Source organism: Okeania sp. SIO2B3 (assembly GCF_010672525.1).
GTDB lineage: Bacteria > Cyanobacteriota > Cyanobacteriia > Cyanobacteriales > Microcoleaceae > Okeania.
Genome location: NZ_JAAHGH010000004.1, coordinates 83,275 through 102,521 on the forward strand (window position 1 = coordinate 83,275; position 19,247 = coordinate 102,521).

14 protein-coding genes are annotated in these 19,247 nt (G+C 39.4%); 4 read left to right on the plus strand and 10 right to left on the minus strand.

The annotated features are described in order from the left end of the window. The 4 genes from F6K15_RS04675 to F6K15_RS04685 all read right to left on the minus strand — a co-directional run. On the minus strand, positions 1–2,692 hold a 2,692-nt coding region (locus F6K15_RS04675; protein WP_293057690.1), incomplete at its 3' end, for a valine--tRNA ligase. Between the two features lie 137 nt (positions 2,693–2,829). After that, a complete protein-coding gene (locus F6K15_RS38115; RefSeq protein WP_363267274.1) occupies positions 2,830–3,027 on the minus strand; it encodes a Uma2 family endonuclease in 198 nt (65 codons plus the stop codon). Between the two features lie 9 nt (positions 3,028–3,036). Continuing rightward, complete coding sequence (locus F6K15_RS38120; protein WP_363267276.1) at positions 3,037–3,399, minus strand: Uma2 family endonuclease; 363 nt, start codon at positions 3,397–3,399, stop codon at positions 3,037–3,039. A 185-nt stretch (positions 3,400–3,584) separates the two neighbouring features. Then, positions 3,585–3,770, minus strand: coding sequence for a hypothetical protein (locus F6K15_RS04685; RefSeq protein ID WP_293057693.1), 186 nt, complete (start codon positions 3,768–3,770; stop codon positions 3,585–3,587). 492 nt (positions 3,771–4,262) lie between these two features. Between F6K15_RS04685 and F6K15_RS04690 the strand changes: the two genes are divergently transcribed. Both F6K15_RS04690 and F6K15_RS04695 read left to right on the plus strand, forming a co-directional pair. Beyond that, positions 4,263–4,565: a PASTA domain-containing protein gene (locus tag F6K15_RS04690; RefSeq protein WP_293057696.1), complete on the plus strand. Its 303-nt coding sequence runs from the start codon at positions 4,263–4,265 to the stop codon at positions 4,563–4,565. Then, entirely contained in the window at positions 4,562–4,963 is a 402-nt protein-coding gene (locus tag F6K15_RS04695) for a hypothetical protein (protein WP_293057699.1), read from the plus strand. Before F6K15_RS04690 ends, F6K15_RS04695 begins: the two co-directional genes overlap by 4 nt. A 120-nt stretch (positions 4,964–5,083) precedes the next feature. Here F6K15_RS04695 and F6K15_RS04700 read toward each other — a convergent pair whose 3' ends face one another. The 4 genes from F6K15_RS04700 to F6K15_RS04715 all read right to left on the minus strand — a co-directional run bounded on the left by F6K15_RS04700 (position 5,084) and on the right by F6K15_RS04715 (position 11,402). Next, complete coding sequence (locus F6K15_RS04700; protein WP_293057702.1) at positions 5,084–7,465, minus strand: restriction endonuclease; 2,382 nt, start codon at positions 7,463–7,465, stop codon at positions 5,084–5,086. Between the two features lie 83 nt (positions 7,466–7,548). Then, the gene (gene alaS / locus F6K15_RS04705; RefSeq protein WP_293057704.1) at positions 7,549–10,173 is read right to left on the minus strand and encodes an alanine--tRNA ligase; all 2,625 of its coding nucleotides are present in this window, start codon (positions 10,171–10,173) and stop codon (positions 7,549–7,551) included. A 154-nt stretch (positions 10,174–10,327) separates the two neighbouring features. Beyond that, positions 10,328–10,498 carry a hypothetical protein gene (locus F6K15_RS04710; protein WP_293057706.1) on the minus strand — a complete coding sequence of 57 codons (171 nt, stop codon included), beginning with the start codon at positions 10,496–10,498 and terminating at the stop codon, positions 10,328–10,330. Positions 10,499–10,820: 322 nt separating this feature from the next. Then, positions 10,821–11,402, minus strand: coding sequence for a Uma2 family endonuclease (locus tag F6K15_RS04715; RefSeq protein ID WP_293057708.1), 582 nt, complete (start codon positions 11,400–11,402; stop codon positions 10,821–10,823). A 399-nt stretch (positions 11,403–11,801) separates the two neighbouring features. Here F6K15_RS04715 and F6K15_RS04720 point away from each other — a divergent pair, with 399 nt between their 5' ends. Further along, complete coding sequence (locus tag F6K15_RS04720; RefSeq protein WP_293057711.1) at positions 11,802–13,562, plus strand: choice-of-anchor tandem repeat NxxGxxAF-containing protein; 1,761 nt, start codon at positions 11,802–11,804, stop codon at positions 13,560–13,562. A 354-nt stretch (positions 13,563–13,916) separates the two neighbouring features. Here F6K15_RS04720 and F6K15_RS04725 read toward each other — a convergent pair whose 3' ends face one another. Next, positions 13,917–15,719 carry a sodium:solute symporter family protein gene (locus F6K15_RS04725; RefSeq protein ID WP_293057713.1) on the minus strand — a complete coding sequence of 601 codons (1,803 nt, stop codon included), beginning with the start codon at positions 15,717–15,719 and terminating at the stop codon, positions 13,917–13,919. Positions 15,720–16,254: 535 nt separating this feature from the next. Next, entirely contained in the window at positions 16,255–17,274 is a 1,020-nt protein-coding gene (locus tag F6K15_RS04730) for an ATP-binding cassette domain-containing protein (protein ID WP_293057716.1), read from the minus strand. A 488-nt stretch (positions 17,275–17,762) separates the two neighbouring features. Here F6K15_RS04730 and F6K15_RS04735 point away from each other — a divergent pair, with 488 nt between their 5' ends. Next, positions 17,763–19,187 carry an ATP-binding protein gene (locus tag F6K15_RS04735; RefSeq protein ID WP_293057719.1) on the plus strand — a complete coding sequence of 475 codons (1,425 nt, stop codon included), beginning with the start codon at positions 17,763–17,765 and terminating at the stop codon, positions 19,185–19,187. Positions 19,188–19,247 lie beyond the last annotated feature (60 nt).

Below are 19,247 nucleotides of genomic sequence, written 5' to 3' on the forward strand. Positions count from 1 at the left end.
CCTGTTTTTCTGCCTCGGCTAAATTATTCTTTGTTTCCTCTACAAAGAGAGCATCAGCTTTCTTAACAAACTCTGGTTTACTCAACCTTTTAGAAGTAGATAATATCTCTTTTTCTAACTTTCCTAATTTCTTCTCCAACCGAGCAGATAAAGCTTCAATATCTACTACTCCAGATAATGGAATTAAAACTTGCACAGTACCAAACACACCAGCAATAGTTTGACCAACTTCCGCATCAACACTAGGAGTAATATTCAACTTTTCAACTTTAGCTAAATCCTGAATATAAACCTCACCTTTACTCAAAATTTCCCGTTCTTTTTCATTCTCACTCTGCAAAATTGCCGTAATTTTTACCTTTGGTTTAATATCAACCTCAGACCGTAAATTTCGGATAGTCCGAATTACCCCAATTAATAACTCAAACTCCGTTTCTAAATCCGAATTAATTAAAGATTTATCCAACTTCGGATAAGACTGCAAAGCCAAACAATCTTCCTCACCAACTTGATTCAAAGTATGCCAAATTTCCTCTGTAATATGAGGCATAAAAGGATGTAATAATCTTAAAATTCCATCCAAAACATAAGCCAATGTTTGTTGTGCCACTAACTTAGAAATCTCATCCTCACCTTGAAGGCGAGATTTAACTAATTCCAGATACCAATCACAAAAATCTCCCCAAATAAATTCATAAAGACCCTTCGCAGCTTCCCCCAAACCATAATTATCTAAATAATCACAAGTTTGCTGTACAACCTGATAGAAACGAGACAAAATCCAACGGTCAACTAACTCTAATTTCTCCTGCTCCGGATCCCCTAATTCTTGAGGAGATTTACCCTCTAATTTCATCATCACAAATCGAGCAGCATTCCAAATTTTATTAGTAAAATTTCGAGAAGCTTCTACCGATGCCGACTCATCAGTTTCCCGATTATAATCCATCCTCACATCTTGTCCTGCTCCAGCAGTTTCTCGCATCAAAGTATAACGTAAAGCATCAGTACCATACTTTTCAACTAACAATAAAGGGTCAATACCATTACCAGCAGATTTAGATTGTTTTTTCCCCTTTTCATCTAACATTAAACCATGAATATAAACCGTTTCAAACGGCATTTTGCCAGTAAAATGAGTTCCCATCATTGTCATTCTAGCTACCCAGAAAAAGATAATATCAAAACCAGTAGAAAGAGTGCTAGTAGGATAATATTTTGCTAAGTCGGGAGTGTTTTCAGGCCAACCCAATGTTGAAAACGGCCATAAACCAGATGAAAACCAAGTATCAAGCACATCTGGGTCTCGTTCAATTTTGACATCAGCACCAAATTTTGCCTTTGCTTGCTCCAACGCTTCCGTTTCCGAACGAGCAATAACAAAAGGAGTGTTATCGGCAATTTTTCCATTAGTTTCACTCACAGCGTACCAAGCTGGAATTTGATGACCCCACCAAAGTTGCCGAGAAATACACCAGTCCTTAATTTTCACCAACCAGTCGCGATAAACCTTCGTCCAACGTTCGGGAACAAATTTTGGTTGGTTATGTTTATCCAATAATTCCAGCGCTTTATCAGACAACGGTTTAATTTTGACAAACCACTGAGTTGAGAGCAAAGGTTCGACAGGTACTTTGCCGCGATCGCTATAGGGAACACTATGACTATACTCCTCTACCTTAACCAAAACACCCTCTGACTCTAACCGTTTCACAACATTTTTCCGTGCCTCAAAACGGTCTTGACCAACAAACGGTCCTGCATTTTCATTCAAACTACCATCCTTATTCATAATATTGATAAATGGCAAGTCGTGACGTTTACCCATTTCAAAATCATTAGGGTCGTGAGCAGGGGTAACTTTGACACAACCAGTACCAAATTCAGGGTCAACCAACTCATCCGCAATAATAGGTATTTCCCGTTCCATTATTGGTAGCGTCAGAGTTTTGCCAATGAGATTTTTGTAGCGGTCGTCATTGGGGTTAACTGCGACACCAGTATCTCCCAACATTGTTTCCGGACGAGTAGTAGCGACTTCCACATAACCACTGCCATCAGTAAGGGGGTAACGAAAATGCCAGAGGTTGCCATTAACTTCCTTATTTTCAACTTCCAAGTCAGAAATAGCAGACTGACTTGCCGGACACCAGTTGACTAGATAGTTACCGCGATAGATGAGACCCTCTTCGTAGAGACGCATAAACGCTTCGAGAACAGCTTTTGATAAGCCTTCATCTAGAGTAAAACGTTCGCGAGTCCAGTCTGTAGAAACTCCCAAGCGACGTAGTTGGTTAACGATAGTACCGCCAGACTCAGCTTTCCATTCCCAAGCGCGTTCCAGAAATTTTTCCCGCCCAATATCATAGCGAGTTTTGCCTTCCGTTTTTAGTTGGCGTTCCAGAATAGTTTGTACACCGATACTAGCGTGGTCAGTACCGGGAAGATAGAGAGCGTTGTCACCGCGCATCCGATGGTAACGAATGAGAGCGTCAATGAGAGAATTGTTGAAGGCATGGCCTGCGTGGAGACTGCCTGTAACGTTAGGTGGGGGGATGACGATGCAGTAGGGGTCTCCTGGATGGTTGGGGTCAGCTTTGAAAGTGTTGTTTTCCTCCCAATATTTCTGCCATTTCGCCTCAGTTGAGAATGCGTCGTATTTGCTTGGTAGTTCTGGTATGGTTTTGGTCATAGATAATATGAATTATTTGGACTGTTTAATATTGTGTCATATTATTAGGAAGGTGTGAGATATTTATTAGGTTAGGGTTTGAGTCCCCATCCACTTTTTCTTGCTTTCTTCCTTCTTCCTTCTTCCTTCTTCCTTCTTCAACCACTCAAAACCTCATCATAAATATCAGTCATTGTTAAAGTTAACCCCACCGACTTTAATTCTAAACAATCTTCTTTTCCTAAATTTTCCCTAGACCAATAACCAGTTCCTGACGGACGATAAACTTCTACTTTCATTTCTGTTTTATCAACCAATATATACTCTTGTAAACTTGCTAAAATTTGATAATTCAACCGTTTTTCTCATCTATCTAAATTTTGAGTAGAAAGAGAAAGTACCTCCACAATTAAACAAGGAAAACTCTTATAATATTTTTCTGTATCTTGTGGGTTGCAAGTTACCATGACATCCGGATAATAAAAAATATCCGAGCTATTTTCCGCAATGGCAATTTTAACTTTCATATCTGCAATAAAAGTTTTACATCCACTTCCGCGTAGATGAAAGCGTAAAAGACTAGCAATATTTAACGCAATGCGGTTATGTTCCTCACTGCCACCAGACATAGCGAATATTTGACCGCCGAGATATTCATGGCGAATGGGACTCATTTTTTCCCCTTCCAAATAATCTGTCGTTGAAATAAATGCAGTTACTAATTCCATGGTTATTAGTTCCTCAATATTATATGGATAATTATTGCTCTGCTGATTAAATCTAAAAGTCTTTACAGATAAAGGTAAGTGCCTTTTTAAGTATCAAAAAGTGCGAGGTTTTAGGTGGTAATGGTTCAAAAATTTAGGATTTTAGTCAAGAATTGAGCAGAAAAATTATTCTGACGATTTGAGGTTTAGGATTCGACATCGTAAATATCTTCTTCTGGTTCATTCCACTCTGAAAAACCTGTTTCTGCTAGTTGCATCATGGTGAGAGTTTCTAGTCTTTCCTCAAGGTATTCTATGAGGATTATTTGTTCCTGAATAGGTAATTGAAATATCAGAGCTTTTATTTCTTCTATAGTTTGGTTTGGAGTCATATTTAAGTGCAATTATTATTTTTAAATTCTTCAATAAGCTTATTTTGATTTTAACATATTATTAGCGGTCGCTCCCTAGAGCTAGACACTGATTATAGCACGGATATACAGATGATTTTGGGGGTCGGTTTTGCCCTTGCTTCTACATTTTTATTTATATATTTCCATAGGTTGATAGTCTCAATCAAATAAGACAACTTATTCAAGTATTGATGCTAATATAACATCTATTGTTGATAGAATAGTTGCAAAACCAAGAAATAAAACTGCTCTATTTAATATTTTAGTTTCAGCATCTCTGAAGCACGCCATTTCAGTTATCAGTTATCAGTTATCAGTACCTCTAATATCTGGAATTTTGAAGATATTTGTAGGAGAATATGCTCAAAATTGGCGGGATATTAAATTTTAGTTTGAGAGGATAAATAAAGTTAGCGATCGCTCTAATATTAAAACCTATCTTTTTGTTGATATTTAATTAGAAATTAATTGATGATTCCTGCAGCACAACAACTTCCCGACTTAACAGGAAAAACCACATCAGAAGCTCTCACTATTTTGTCAAATTATGGGTTTCAATTTCAAACACAAACTAGGGGAGGATATGAAACTTTTGCTCATGTAGATGGTAGTATAATTCACATTATGCCGAGTGGTGAAATAGTTCGCACAGTTCCGAAAATAAAAACTTCCCAAGGTAAACCTTATCGTCGTCGCTACGACCAAAATGGTAATCAAATTCAATTTATTCCTGGAGCAAATACACATAATACAGGAGAAATATTAATTCTATGACTACAACTATTATTCCTAATTTAACTACTTTTCTAGAAGACCTAAACAGTGCTGACTTAGTTGGTATTTCTATGATGCCCAAAAATATTGGATTACGTCTTAATTTTACCTACGGCCCGGAAGTAGGAGATGTAGCAATCGAACTATATCAAATTATCCATCTTGTTCTTTCTCAACCTCTTAATTCTGAGGAAGCAGATTACTGTTTTTGGGTGGGAGAAGTAAAACTTCAGCAGTTATCTAAAACAGTTCCCGAAGTCTTATCATCTTTATCTTATCCTTTCACTAATTCTCAAAATTTAACAACTCCATTAATCCAGTTTTATTTGGAAGGGGATATTTGTTTAGAAGCAATTTGTCAAAGTTATAAAATTTTTCAAGAATTTAGAGGAGAGTAATAATTAAATTGGTTAAATAGACTTATTTTAATTTTGACGTATGATTAGCGATCGCTCCTACATTTTCATATATGTCAAAAAGTTTTTCAACTTTTTAAATCTTCTGATTCCAAGAATATTTTAGAATAGTGATAGTTGTTGGTGTTCTTGATCTTTCCGTTTTCCCTTTTGTTTACTCGTACCATTTGGTATTTTTATATTGTTACCCGATCCTTTTTCTAGAAGTCCTGCGAAACAGAACCAAGAAATCATTCTAGTAAAATAATGATTGACCGTTCTATTATTTCTATTATTCACTGACAAATTGTATAGGTTTGCAATAATTTTGTGAAGTTTATATACCGTCATTATACTGCCTGGTTTATTGTTTTGATATATTTCTTTGATGACGATATGTTCATGGAGTATATTTGCTAAATAATTTGCTATTTCTGAATCTGAACTTGTTTTTCCTAATAAATCACTATTGATCTTTAATATTGGGCTTTTATATTCAACTAATCCCAATCTTTGTAAGTCATCTCTAATATTTTTTAAAGTACTTTGTTTTATTTGATTTTTTAAATTTAATATTTCTGTATATTTTATTCCTGTTGCACCTTTTGAGGCTATTAAATCAAAAATTTCTAGTGGTTTATCAATCATATTCTTAGGTCTATAATCAAAATCTAAATGTATTTCAGGTAACTTTCCTTCTGCAAGATATTCCCTAAATAAATCCCAGTAAATTGTGTAGTTCATACCAGAACTAATTATTAATCTATTTTCTTCTAAGTATTTAACAGTGTCGTAGCCAAATTTATCTACAAGCTCAGTTTTATCAATTATAGTATTTTCTGCTAAATATTTTAAGCATTTTTGCTGTTCTGGAGCAGTACATTTATCTACATCTTGATCGAAAAGTTTTTTGATTCGTTTTTTGATATCAATTTGACTTGTCAAAGATGATTTAAGCTTAGGTTCTTTAGATATATGACTACAAGTCTTTTTTAGTAACCAAGGTAAATCGTGGCAATTCTCTATAAGCCATTTCTTCAGTGTGTCGCCTTTTAATTTATTGAACTGTTTGAGAAGTTCTTTTGATTCTTTCTGTCCGAATTTTTCTACTCCAAGATTGTATATTTTATCCTCTAAATTATGCCATAAGTGATAAGCTTGATGTCCATCTGGAATCATTATACCTGTTCTCCAGCAGAAGCCTAAAATAATATTTTCTTTCAGTTCATCAATTTCATAAGCTAATTTTTGAAATCGTTCATATACACAGAATAAAGATTCTTTTGTAAATAGTTGCTCAAATTGATCGAAGAAAATAATTATGACTCTATTCTCACTTTTCAGTAGCTCTATAATTTTCTTAAGAGAAGAATTATTAAATAAAGGTTGTTCTACACTTCCAAATTCTACTTGATGATCAGGTAAATTAATAAAACCATCTTCTATAGATTTCTGAATTGCTTTCTGAATAGCACTTAAAACAAAGAGAGGACCTTGTGCGGATCGAACATCAACTTGATATAAATAAAAATTATTATTATCTTGATTAAAACATTCTTTTTCTAAGCGCAGCATAAGAGAAGATTTTCCTAAACCTGAATTACCAGAAAAAGTAATAATTCTTGTTGATGTTTGAGAATATTTGACATTTTTTACAAATTCCCAAAATTGTTTTCTTAAGTTTTCACGCCCAACAAAATAATTTGGATTACATGGACGACTATAGTCATCAAAGCTGTCTGCCTTCCCCATTTGTGATACTACTTCTAAAGTAGATTTTACTGTAGAAGCAGTTGATTTATTTAATGATTCTTTCTGAATTGTATTACTATCAATTATTTGAATACCAGACCAAAGATCATGGTTTTTTAAGTCACTTTCTAGTCGTTCTATATTTTTGATTACTTCATCTTCTTTTGTTGGACAAATAATTGCACGAACTGGAGTTCCTTCTTTACCTATTTCTTCAACTACCCAAAAATTTTGTAAGGGAGTGACTAATAAGGTAGCTGTATTAACCTTGCCAATATTATATTTATTCCAATCAGGTAATTTGATGGATTTAATATCCATAAATACCTCAGCTAGTTTTTCTGGTCCCCAGAATTCTGCCCTAACTCCAGCATATTTTGGATCTTTATACTTCTCTTTTACTCGTTCTATGACACCTTTGGCATCTTGACCAAATTCAGAAGTACAGGCTAGAAATAGACGGTTACAATCTTCAATATCAGCTTTTCCCCATATCTTTTGTATAACTTCCGCACTAATAGTACCTTTTGCATAAAACTTACATTCAATAAATGCTTTCTCATTTGTCTCTATTTTTTTAGCTAAAACGTCTATTTCACTACCTGTAAAGCTTATGCGTTCACACACCTCCCATCTCTGCTGCCGAAACAAATTTGCTACCGTGTTTTCCCAAAAATCTCCCTTATTCTTTTTGCTCCAATCTTTAGGAACAATAACTTTAAATTTTGTTGTCACATCTCTGTCATTAACCATATTTCTGAAATTTATCAATTACTTTTTCAATATTTACTATTATAAAATAGATTTAGGTGGGCTTTTTCACCCACCCGAAAAACCTACTTCAACCCTTCAACTAACTGCTCCCTCGCACTTTCCAACGCTTCCTTCAACTTACTCGGATCACGACCCCCTGCTTGCGCCAAATTCGGACGACCGCCGCCGCCTCCTCCACACATTTTCGCTATCCCACCAATAAATTTCCCTGCTTGCAAACCTTTACTATTCACAGACTTACTAAAGGCAGCAACTAAACTAACTTTCTCCCCAGATGCAGCACCCAATACCACAGCACTCTCGCCCAACTTTTGTTGTAACCGTTCCGCAGCAGTTTTCAACGCCTCCGCATCAACTCCAGGCATTTCTGCTACTAATATCTGAAACTCACCCACAGTCTCAGCATCTCCTAACAACTGGTCAGACTTCGCCACAGCTAACTCACCTTTCAACGCTTCCAACTGTTTCTGCGACTCCTTCAACTCCTGCTGCAAATTACTCACCCGCTCCGATAATTCCTCTGGTTTTGCCTTAAAGCGATCGCTCAATTCTTTTACCACAATATCTCGGACATTCAAATAATCTAAAACTGCCAAACCTGCAACTGCTTCTATACGGCGCACCCCAGAAGAAATACCAGCTTCAGAAATAATTTTAAACACCCCAATTTCTGCCGTATTATTCACATGAGTTCCCCCACATAATTCCATCGACACTCCCGGATAGTCAACCACCCTTACCAGATCACCATATTTTTCACCAAACATAGCAACTGCTCCTTTTGCCTTTGCCTCATCCAATGGCATTTCCGCAACCGTCGCCGGATGTGCTTCAGCTATCCAACTATTTACCTGAGCTTCCACTTGCTCCACTTCCTCCGGTTTCAACCCCCGTGGGCAATTAAAATCAAATCGCAAACGGTCAAAAGATACCAAGGAACCTGCTTGAGAAATAGACTGGTCTACCAGAGACCGCAAAGCAGCTTGTAACAAATGTGTTGCGGTATGGTTTGCTTGCGCTCTGCGACGACAAGCAGCATCTATTTGAGCATTCACCGTTATTCCTAACTGTAACGTACCCCTTTCCACGCGACCGAAATGCACAAAAATATTATTCTGCTTCTGCACATCTTCTATCCGCACGACCACATTATCCCCACTCAGATAACCACGATCGCCTATTTGACCTCCAGACTCAGCATAAAAGGGTGTTTGGTCAAGCACCACTTGCACTTGAGTACCTGCTTCAGCAGACTCAACCTGTTCCCCTTCAGCTACTAACGCCATTACCTGCGCTGAGGAAGTCAAATCTGTGTATCCTAAAAATTCCGTTTTGTCAACATCTAATTTCACCCCACCTTCAGCAGTCAAGTCAATAGTTTCGTGGGCTGACTGAGAACGCTCTTGCGCCAGTTTCATTTCTTTCTCAAACCCATCAACATCAACAGTTAAACCATTCTCTTCAGCTATTTCCTGAGTCAACTCCAGTGGAAAACCATAAGTATCGTATAACTTGAAAGCATCTTCCCCAGAAATTTGTTTAGTTTTCTGAGTTTCCGGTTTTGCCATAATTTCCGCCAACAATTTTTCACCCCGCTCCAATGTTTCCAAGAAGCGAGACTCTTCCCGTTGCAACTCAGCTTTAATAGCACTTTCCCGCTCCCGCAAATTTGGGTAAACATCCTCAGAAAGAGCGATCGCTTTCTCAGCAACTTTGGATGTAAACTCCCCAAAAATGCCAATCAAACGTCCGTGACGCACAACTCGGCGAATTAACCGTCGTAAAATATAACCCCTGCCAACATTAGATGCGGTGACACCATCAGCAATTAAATGTGCTACTGCTCGCACATGGTCGCCAATTACTTTCAGGGAAATTTTGGTTTTGTCATCACTTTTTTTGTAGTCGATACCAGCAATATCCGCAGCAGTTTTAATGATCGGAAAAATTAGGTCAGTTTCATAATTATTAGGCACTTTTTGTAATATTTGCGCCATCCTTTCCAACCCCATCCCGGTGTCAATATTTCTGTTTTGCAGTGGCGTGAGATTTCCCTCTGCATCCCGGTTGTATTGCATAAACACCAGGTTATAAAATTCGATAAACCTGCTGTCGTCTTCCAGGTCAATGTTCTCATCCCCCAATTCTGGATGGAAGTCGTAATAAATTTCCGAACAGGGACCGCACGGGCCCGTCGGGCCCGATGCCCAAAAATTATCCTCCTCATCCATCCGTTGAATGCGGTGTGCAGGAATGCCAATTTTGTCGCGCCAAATAGCAAATGCTTCATCATCTTCTCGGAATACGCTCACAACCAAACGGTCTGGAGGCAAACCGAATATTTTTGTGGAAAGTTCCCAAGCAAAAGCGATCGCTTCTGGTTTGAAATAGTCGCCAAAACTGAAATTACCCAACATCTCAAAAAAAGTGTGATGTCTGGCAGTACGACCAACATTTTCAATATCGTTAGTGCGGATACATTTTTGGGAAGTAGTAGCACGGGGATATTTCCGGGGTTGTTGTCCGAGAAATATAGGTTTAAATGGTAACATTCCCGCAATAGTGAGTAAGACCGTGGGGTCTTCTGGAACTAAGGATGCACTGGGTAAAATAGTGTGTTCCCGTTGTGCGTAAAAGTCGAGAAATGTTTGTCGAATTTCGTTACCTGTGAGTTTTTTTGCAGACATAATTAATTATAATGTTCGGTTTTCTAGTTTTATTTTATAACAATGTGCGCTGGTATATTTACAAATTGTAGGAACTGTCCAATAGCTAAAAATCTTATATTATCAGCTTTTTATTCCCCCTGTTGCCTGTTGCCTGCGCGCAGTGCTATACAGTCTATTCAGGCAAAGTTTTACCTGCTGAAATTTTAGGCATTGCATATTTGTGGGATGAATAAGTGTAGGAAGTGTGGAAAGTGAAAGATTCATCCCTTGGTTCAGCAACGCCAATATCTTTATCTATTATACCAATTTGAAAAAAGAATGTTACGAATAAAATTAAGTGCAATAAAAAGATTTTGCAGGAAATGCCACTTTGAAAAAAAGAGAATTTACAAACTGAAAACTGGTATTAAATCTATTCATTATGGCTCCTGAATTCTGGATTATGTTTGCGGAGAATTCCGTAGGAAATTCTAAGAAATACCCTAGCTATTTGTAGCAAACATTTATCAAATTGGTATTAGACATCTCCAAAAATCAAAAATAAAATCAATTCTTATCCATCAATTATCAATTATTTCTTCCTGTTGCCTGTTGCCTGTTGCCTGTTGCCTCTTTTCTGGAAATGTCTATTACTTCAATGAGGTTTGAAAAGGCGATATAACTCTCTATTCTTCCTCTACTTCCTCCAAAACTACGTCCTCATAAAGCATCTCAATGGGAAAGCTAAAATCTACAGAAGTTAAAGTTACTTCGTCACCTTCTCCATAATTATAAAGTTCCCAAACACCATTTTCATTAGGCCGAAAACACTCCACTGTCATCTCTCGCGCATCAATTAAAACGTATTCTTTTAAAGTAGAAATATCGCGATAATTTTTAAATTTTTTGCCCCTGTTAAAAGCTTCAGTTCCTGGAGATAAAACCTCCACAACTAAGCAAGGATGATAAATAACTTTAGTGGCACGTCGGTCTCTTTGATCGCAAGTTACCATGACATCAGGATAATAAAAAGGTCCTTTTTCGGATACTCCCAGTTTGACATCTGCTATTGATACTTTACACCCTTTACCCCGCAGATGATTTTTTAAAGCCGCTGCCAAATTAAGACTAATGTCATTATGAGGAATAGTTCCCCCAGTCATGGCAAAGACTTGACCGTTCATATATTCATATTTAATCGGTTGTTTCTCCTCCCAGTCAAGGTATTCTTGGGGGGTCATTGGAACTGGTTTGGGAATTGCTACCATTGTTTTTCTCCTGGTAATTGAGGTTTCGATTTGATTTTAACATATTGGGGAACAGAGTTCTATTGATCTTGTTTCCTGGCAAGTAGATTAAGCGATCGCTATTTTTGCTAGTGGGGGCGATCGCTCCTATTGTAATTACTGATAGCAGCAAGTCACAAAATATAACGTTCTTAGTAACTAAGAAAAATTCTTATGGAACCCCTTGTCAGTTATCGGTTAATCTGGTATTGTCTTTGTTGATAAGTAACACTTATAATAGAAGTCCTAAATACAATTGGCCTTCTCAATGGGATTTGTAAATTTTGCAAGGATATTTGAGATTTAGTGTAAAAACAGAAGGCGCTTCCCCAGATTGTTACTTGATTTAACGCTTCCTATCAATTTTATGGGCTATTTACTATGAATTTTCGCAACTATTGTCAATTTAAAGGTAAAGCCAAGCATATTTCCGGTCTGGCTTTAACTTTGGTTTCACTCTTAATCGGTCACCAAGCTAAAGCTGCTAATTTGAGCTTTACAACGATCGCCAGTAATGCTCCAAACCATTTTGGTCAGGCGGAGTTTAGCAGTTTCGGCTTGGGACTCGGTACTTCCGGAGGCTTCTCAGGCTACAAACTTGCATACGAGGCAAATCAAAAAGGAATCTCCCTCAGCAATTCCGGACAGGTTGCATTTTTTGCAATACAGAATGGCAGGGAAGGTATTTTCACTGGAAAGACAGGCAGCACCTTTGATCGCAAAATCATTGCCCGCAACGATGGTATCTATAATAGTTTTGGTCAAGGAATCTCCATCAACAATAAACTGTCGGGCACAGACAAAGAAGATGTTGCTTTTTTCGCCACTCTCGATACTGGGGAAAGTGGCATCTACCTAGTCAAAAGGGGCGAAACCATCTTCATACCAATTACTAATACTGACGGCGATTTTAGTAGCTTCCTGCCTGGGCTTTCTCTCAACGACAACAACACTGTTGCTTTTCTTGCCAACCTAGATAGTGGGGGGCAAGAAATCTTCAAGAGTGACGGCGCTACGACTACCCAAATTACCCAGTGTACCACCATCAATCTCCTCGAATGCCCTCTAGGTAAATCGCCAGAGAACAGCCCATCCATTAATAATGACGGAACGGTTGCTTTTGCCAGCGAAAATGGAGTATTTGTTGGCGACGGCGGACCCAACTCAATTATTGTCTCTGATCCTGACAGCTTCTTGAATGATCACTATCGGGAGGCTAACATTAACAACTCTGGATGGGTATCTGCCTTTGCCCACAATGCCGGTCCTGGTCAAATTATCTTTAGCGCTGATGGAGAAGACGGTAGCATTATTGTTGGTAATCAGTTCGACACCCATAACAGTCCAGATACTTTTTGGCATCTGGGAACCAGTTCCATAAACAACGAAGGTCAGGTTGCCTTTATGGCTCAACAAGCAGGAGGGTATAAAGGAATTTTTACTGGAGGTGATGCGGTAGCAGATAAAGTTGTTGCAGTTGGCGATTACTTGCTGGATGGTACTGGCGAAAGAATCATTGATTCCAAGATTGCCGATCTCTCGTTTGATCGCCAGAGCATGAACGATAGCGGAGAGATTGCCTTCTGGGCTAAATTTGAGAATGGCATCCAAGGAATTTTTCGTTCCAATCCCCTTGGTGACTCCCAGTTCAATCCTTGGCTGCCAAACTGTGAGATCGACAACGGCTCAATTTTCAGTTTTTGCGATGTCAGTAGTCACCAATGGTACGACCCTCCCACTGCCTACGGTTTCCACTACGAGATGAACGGCGACTCTCTATTTACCTCAATCCTTGATTTACCTTCTACATTTGAGAATCCCTTTACCGTTATGGTCGAGGATATTGTTCTGGGTGAGTTTTCTAACGGCGACGAAATTGACTTTAGCCTCTATGCTGATATCTTAGGAGACTTACTCATTGATGGCGAGGGAGTGACACGGTTTACCGTTCGCACAGGTGATGCAATAGATCCAACCGACCCTATGGTTCTCCCGATTAAACTCGCTTTCAACACTGAAACAGCCGACTTTAGCCTCTATGCAGTGGAAGGCGATACAGAAACGGCCCCAGAACCAGGAATGGTGCTGGGTTTGCTATCCGTAAGCGCATTATTCGTAGGTTCCCGACTAAAGCGTAAATAATCCAATTGCTTTAGAGTATTATTAACAGGACTTACCCATGCTTCACCTTGAATGCGCAATATGTAGGGGCGAATGGCATTCGCCCTGACTGGATTTAGTATCCGTGCGTAAATCCTGATTAAGAAACTGGGTTTGTGGGAAACAGATTCAGTATAGCAAGACATCTAACACAAACCAGGTTTCTATCTTCAATCATTGTCAAATCTTTCTCAATTCTCTTCCCTATTAGATATCTCCAAAAATCAAAAATAAAATCAACAGGACTTACGCAGAGACTCTACATATAGAGAGGGCGAATGCCATTCGCCCCTACACATGGTTGTTTCAAAGTCATTTACGTAACTCCTGTAACTTTTAACTTTTAACTTTTGAGTTTTGACTTCCATACAGATGTCTGTACCAAACAAAATACAAACAGATAGAAAGTACAACCAGCAACAGGGATAGAATTAGGAAATTATCCCAACGTTTCATCATAAACATAATTCCCGTAAGACACAAAACTATTTGCCAGGGAATCGCGATCGCAGTTGCCAGCAAATCTCGCCTGTTCTCTAATGCGATATTGACCGTGAGATTGCGGGGAATATTAACAGCGATCGGCTTCCAGAAACCGAAGGGACGAGTAACAGTATAAAAATTCTCCAGAACTGACCGTTCCGTTGCCGGGGTTAACAGAGTGCCAGCGATACATCCTGCCAAAGAACAACTGCTAGGAATTAAAAATTGGATAAATTCAGCAAGTTGTAGATTCGGGAAAGAAGGTAAGACGATCGCCTTAGTAACAATTGCGGCCACCATACCAGCGGCGATACCCGTAGCGAACCCATAACCATTAAACCGCCACCAATACCATCTTAACAGCAGAGGAACCGCTAGACCAGTGCCCAATCCCAGGGTCAACCATCCCCAAATTTCATTGATATTGGAGATACTGAAGCTAAATAGCAATCCCACTATAACAATGATAACCGATGCCCAACGACTTTGAGCCACCAGTTTGCGGTTGTCAGCTTGCGGATTGAGATAAGCTTGATAAATATCCTTCACCCAGTAAGCAGCGCCACCATTAATTAAGGAGTCAAAAGTAGACATCCCAGCGGCGATAAAACAAGCTAATACCAATCCCTTAATTCCCACTGGTAGGTAAGTAGCGATAACTGTTGGCAAGACCAGTTCCGGGTCGGGAATTACTTGGTTAGTAATGCCGTAATTGATGCCCAGGATCGCAAAAGCGGTTACCAAAGGCCAGCGAAAGGAAAGCAAGAATATCCACCACAGGGACATTAACCCCACTTCCCGGTCGCTTTTGGCGGCAAAATAGCGCTGCATCATATAACCACCGATACCGCCAAATCCTTCCATCAATACTTTCAGCAGATAGAAACAAAGGATAGCGCCGAACAAGTTGAAACGACCATAGTCTCCGGGTAAGTCTACTTCCATGGAGGGAAATATACTACTCCACTCGCTAAAATTCCACTCGTGCAATTGCTCGGTTCCCGGAATGGAAATGGCAAATGTCTCCGGGAGAGGGGGAAGTTGCAGAGCGATCGCGCAGATATAGATGATAGCCACAAAAATCAAAACTCCCTGAAACAGGTCTGTTAACACCACCCCATAAAAACCGCTAAGGACAGTGTAGATCAATGCCAGGAAGATAATTAAAATCGAGGCTATGCGGGCATCAACAGTGATAAATTCTCCTAAGAATTTGCCCCCACCTATGGCAAAGTAACTAATTCTGCCAATGGTCAAGATAATAGCAGCAACAGCACTAACTATCCGGGCGATATTTCCTTCCCGTCCCACACCAAAACGCAAATGCATCCATTCCGCTAAAGTCATAACTTGGGCGCGGCGGTTCCACTTGCCCATGAAAATCATGAACATTGCTAGAATTAAGGCAATGCCACCCCGGAGTTCCAGAAAAAATCCCTTCGTTCCCAAGGCGTAGACTAAAGCCGTGATCAACATTGTCCCCGCAATGTCTGTATTGGAAGCCATCCCGGAAGCCCCCAATACCCACCAAGGCATATTCCGATCGCCCAGAAAGTAAGAGTCTATGCCAGCGGATGCTTTCCGCTGGAGAAATATGCCAAACAGGACGATCGCCAGCAGGTAGATGACGACAATAGTGTAATCAATTAAATGCATAAACTACTCAACTTTCCTCATCAGTACCATTGATTCTATTATATTTAGGACCTACACAGATACCCTATATATAGTGCTCAAAACTATTGTCCAATAGTTACTTTACCTTATAAATAGTGCCTTTTCGTAAGTCCTGATATTATGTCGGGTTGATTACTTATATAGCGCTGTGCGCAGGCAACAGCTCATCTGGGGGAATAAAAAAACCGATAATATCAGGCTTTTAACTATTGGACAATAGAAGTAGTAGACTGACACAGCTAAAACTGTGCACTCTTATTTTTGTTTCTAGGTGTCTTTATCTCCCCACTCTCCCCACTCTCCCCACACTTCCCACCCTCCTGCCATCTACAGGGGGAATAAAAAAACCGATAATATCAGGCTTTTAACTATTGGACAATAGAAGTAGGCAGCGCAACCCAACAAATGCAACAAAAGTTGAACAGATACAATAAGCTTTGAACAGATACAACAAGCGTTGTTGGGTTTCCGTTCACGTCAACCCAACCTACAAAGTGCCAATTCACGAAAACGTTCAACGCATACTTTGTTTTTTCTCAGCTTTTAAGTCACGACTGCCCACAGCAGCTAATTCTGCATCCATCAAAGTTTTTCCTGTTGCTGCTAGGTAAACATCATCCAAACTTGGTCGCGCTTGAGCAATACCAAAAATTGGTAAACCTGCTGACTGCAATGACTGTTGAATTTCAATCAAAGCATCACTTTGGGGCGTCACAACTAAGTTTAAAGAATTGCCCTGAGCAGCATTAACAATAACTTCTTGAACTATTGGCAGGTTTCCTAGTAATACTTTTGCTTTTTCCGCTTCTTCAGTAGAAGAAAATTCCCGAATACGGAGAGTGATACGATCGCCTCCCACCCGGTCTTTAAGTTCTGAAGGAGTACCCGTAGCAATAACCACACCTTGGTCAATAATAGCTACCCTATCTGCCAAAGCATCAACTTCTTCCAGATAGTGACTGGTAATCAAAACTGTTGTACCTGAGTCTCGCAACTGACGCAAAAAATCCCAAACTGCTACCCGACTATCAATATCTAAACCCACTGTGGGTTCATCCAGAACTAAAACATCTGGTTGATGCAATAAACCCGCTGCTAAATCTAGACGTTTGCGGATACCGCCTGAATAAGTGCCTGTTTTTTTGTCTGCCCAATCTTCTATTCCCAGAAGGGCGATCGCTCCTTCAATTCTTTCCCTTGCCAATTTGCCTGGAATATGATATATAGCTGCTTGCAGTTCCAGTAGTTCTCGGCCCGTTAGTACCTTGTCAAGGGCCACTTCCTGAGCAACATAGCCAAGGCGTTGTCTAGCTATTCTCGGTTGGTCAACGACTGAAATACCAGATACTTCTAAACGTCCAGCGTCTGGTGTAATTAGAGTACACAGAGCGCGTAGTGTGGTTGTTTTACCTGCACCATTAGGGCCAAGTAAACCAAATATTTCTCCAGATTCTATCTTAAAGGAAACATCCTTAACTGCTGTAACTGAACCATAACTTTTCTGAAGGTTTTCGATTAAAACTGCTGGTACCATGGTTATTAGTAAATATAAAGTTTTCTTTGATCATTGTAATTGTTTATTTTTTTCTTGGCAGTGGAAGGAAAGGACACGGACATATCAAAAGCTTAAAACTCAGACAACGCAAGATTGTCCTTCTCTCCTTCTTCCTTCAGCCATATTATGTTTGACCTGAGACATAGAAAAGCTTTTGTCACTGTTGCCTGTTGCCAGATGAGCTGTTGCCTATTTCCCAGTTCCCAGTTCCCTGCGATAAAATTGATGGTAGCTTCTCATAAATGGTAAATAGTTATGACCAAAAAATAAGGTCTCAAGCCTGCCCTTTCAAGGGGATGAAAAAGCAGTCTCGTGGATATGGCGAGGAAACCTGCGCCATATCCACGAGACCAAGAGAAAATAAAGTTCAATATTTCAAGCCTCTGACTTTCCTACGGAATGCTGCACAAACAGGCAGAGAGAGGTACTGATAACTGATAACTGATAACTGATAACTGATAACTGAAATGACCGTAGATGTTAAAGCCTTTTTTCAGGCAACAAACCCTGGTATTCCTCTGTTTATAGATAATGTAGAAATTGACAAGAAATACTACATTGACTTCTCGACCGTGCGTGGAGGAAAAGTTATTAAAAAATTAAAAAATACTATTACTCTCTGGTCTTCAGACCGACCTACTTGCCAACTATTCACCGGACATATTGGTTGTGGTAAGTCTACAGAATTATGGCGACTCAAGCAACAGTTAGAAACAGAAGGTTTTCACGTTGTCTATTTTGAGTCTGACAAAAATTTAGAAATGGGAGATATAGATGTAGGCGATATTTTTCTAACTATTGCACAACAGGTCAGCAGAAGTTTGGAGAAGTTGGAAAAACTTAACTTGGAGGAACCAAAAGGGTTAAAAGGTCTACTTCAGGGAGCCGCAAAATTATTGCAGACAGAAATTGAACTCTCTGCAGAAGCGAATATTCCTGGTGTGGGTAAAGTGGCGGCTAGTAGTGAGGGTTCGTTTTCAGCAGAAGTTGGTTTGCCTGGAGTTGGTCAAGTCAAAGCTGACGAAAAAGGATTAGAATTTGTCGCTTTAGGAATTGCTAAAATTACTGCCCAGGCAAAAGCTAGTCCCGAACTTCGTACTAAACTCAGAGAATATCTCGGACCCCGCACTAGCGGAATTATTGAAACTATAAACAAAGAATTGCTCGAACCCGCTAACGAAAAGCTGAAACAGTATGGCAAAAACGGATTGGTTGTTATAGTTGACAACCTGGAAAAAGTTGATAGTTCACCTAAACCTTGGGGGCGACCTCAACCAGAATATCTATTTGTTGACCGGGGTGAACAACTGATGAGTCTTAATTGTCATCTGATTTATACTCTTCCTATCGCACTGAGGTTTTCCAATGACTACGATACATTAACTCAAAGATTTAAGAAAGACCCCCAAGTATTGCCAATGGTGGCGACACAGTTGCGCGATGGTAGTGAATGTGCTGAAGGAATGAAGTTAATGCGACAGTTAGTGTTGGCGAGGGCGTTTCCAGAATTAGACTCACAGCAACGCTTGGAAAAAGTTACTGAAATTTTTGATAGTCAGGAAACTTTAGATGACTTATGTCGTTTCAGTGGTGGTCATGTGAGGAATGTATTGCGAATAGTTAATGAGGCTATTATGGAAGAAGGGGATCTTCCCATCTCCCGCGCTAGTGTTGCCAATGTAATTAAAACTTATCGCAATCAGCGACTTTTAGCTGTAGATGACCATGAGTGGGAATTATTGCGCCGAGTTGCTCAGACAAAAAAAGTAACGGGAGATGACGCATACCAAACTTTAATCCGGAGTATGTTTGTTTATGAGTATCAAGATGAACTTGGCCCTTGGTTTGATATTAATCCTCTCTTGAAAGATGCCCCGGAGTTAAAGATATAATTAGGCTCTTCAACAATTAATAATTAATAATTAATAATTAATTATTAATTATTGCCTCTC

Bases quoted from the DNA above. Each gene is read 5' to 3' on its own strand.
- F6K15_RS38120 (WP_363267276.1), bottom strand. From the start codon at position 3,399: ATGGAATTAGTAACTGCATTTATTTCAACGACAGATTATTTGGAAGGG.
- F6K15_RS04685 (WP_293057693.1), bottom strand. From the start codon at position 3,770: ATGACTCCAAACCAAACTATAGAAGAAATAAAAGCTCTGATATTTCAA.
- F6K15_RS04690 (WP_293057696.1), top strand. From the start codon at position 4,263: ATGATTCCTGCAGCACAACAACTTCCCGACTTAACAGGAAAAACCACA.
- F6K15_RS04695 (WP_293057699.1), top strand. From the start codon at position 4,562: ATGACTACAACTATTATTCCTAATTTAACTACTTTTCTAGAAGACCTA.
- F6K15_RS04700 (WP_293057702.1), bottom strand. From the start codon at position 7,465: ATGGTTAATGACAGAGATGTGACAACAAAATTTAAAGTTATTGTTCCT.
- alaS (WP_293057704.1), bottom strand. From the start codon at position 10,173: ATGTCTGCAAAAAAACTCACAGGTAACGAAATTCGACAAACATTTCTC.
- F6K15_RS04715 (WP_293057708.1), bottom strand. From the start codon at position 11,402: ATGGTAGCAATTCCCAAACCAGTTCCAATGACCCCCCAAGAATACCTT.
- F6K15_RS04720 (WP_293057711.1), top strand. From the start codon at position 11,802: ATGAATTTTCGCAACTATTGTCAATTTAAAGGTAAAGCCAAGCATATT.
- F6K15_RS04725 (WP_293057713.1), bottom strand. From the start codon at position 15,719: ATGCATTTAATTGATTACACTATTGTCGTCATCTACCTGCTGGCGATC.
- F6K15_RS04730 (WP_293057716.1), bottom strand. From the start codon at position 17,274: ATGGTACCAGCAGTTTTAATCGAAAACCTTCAGAAAAGTTATGGTTCA.
- F6K15_RS04735 (WP_293057719.1), top strand. From the start codon at position 17,763: ATGACCGTAGATGTTAAAGCCTTTTTTCAGGCAACAAACCCTGGTATT.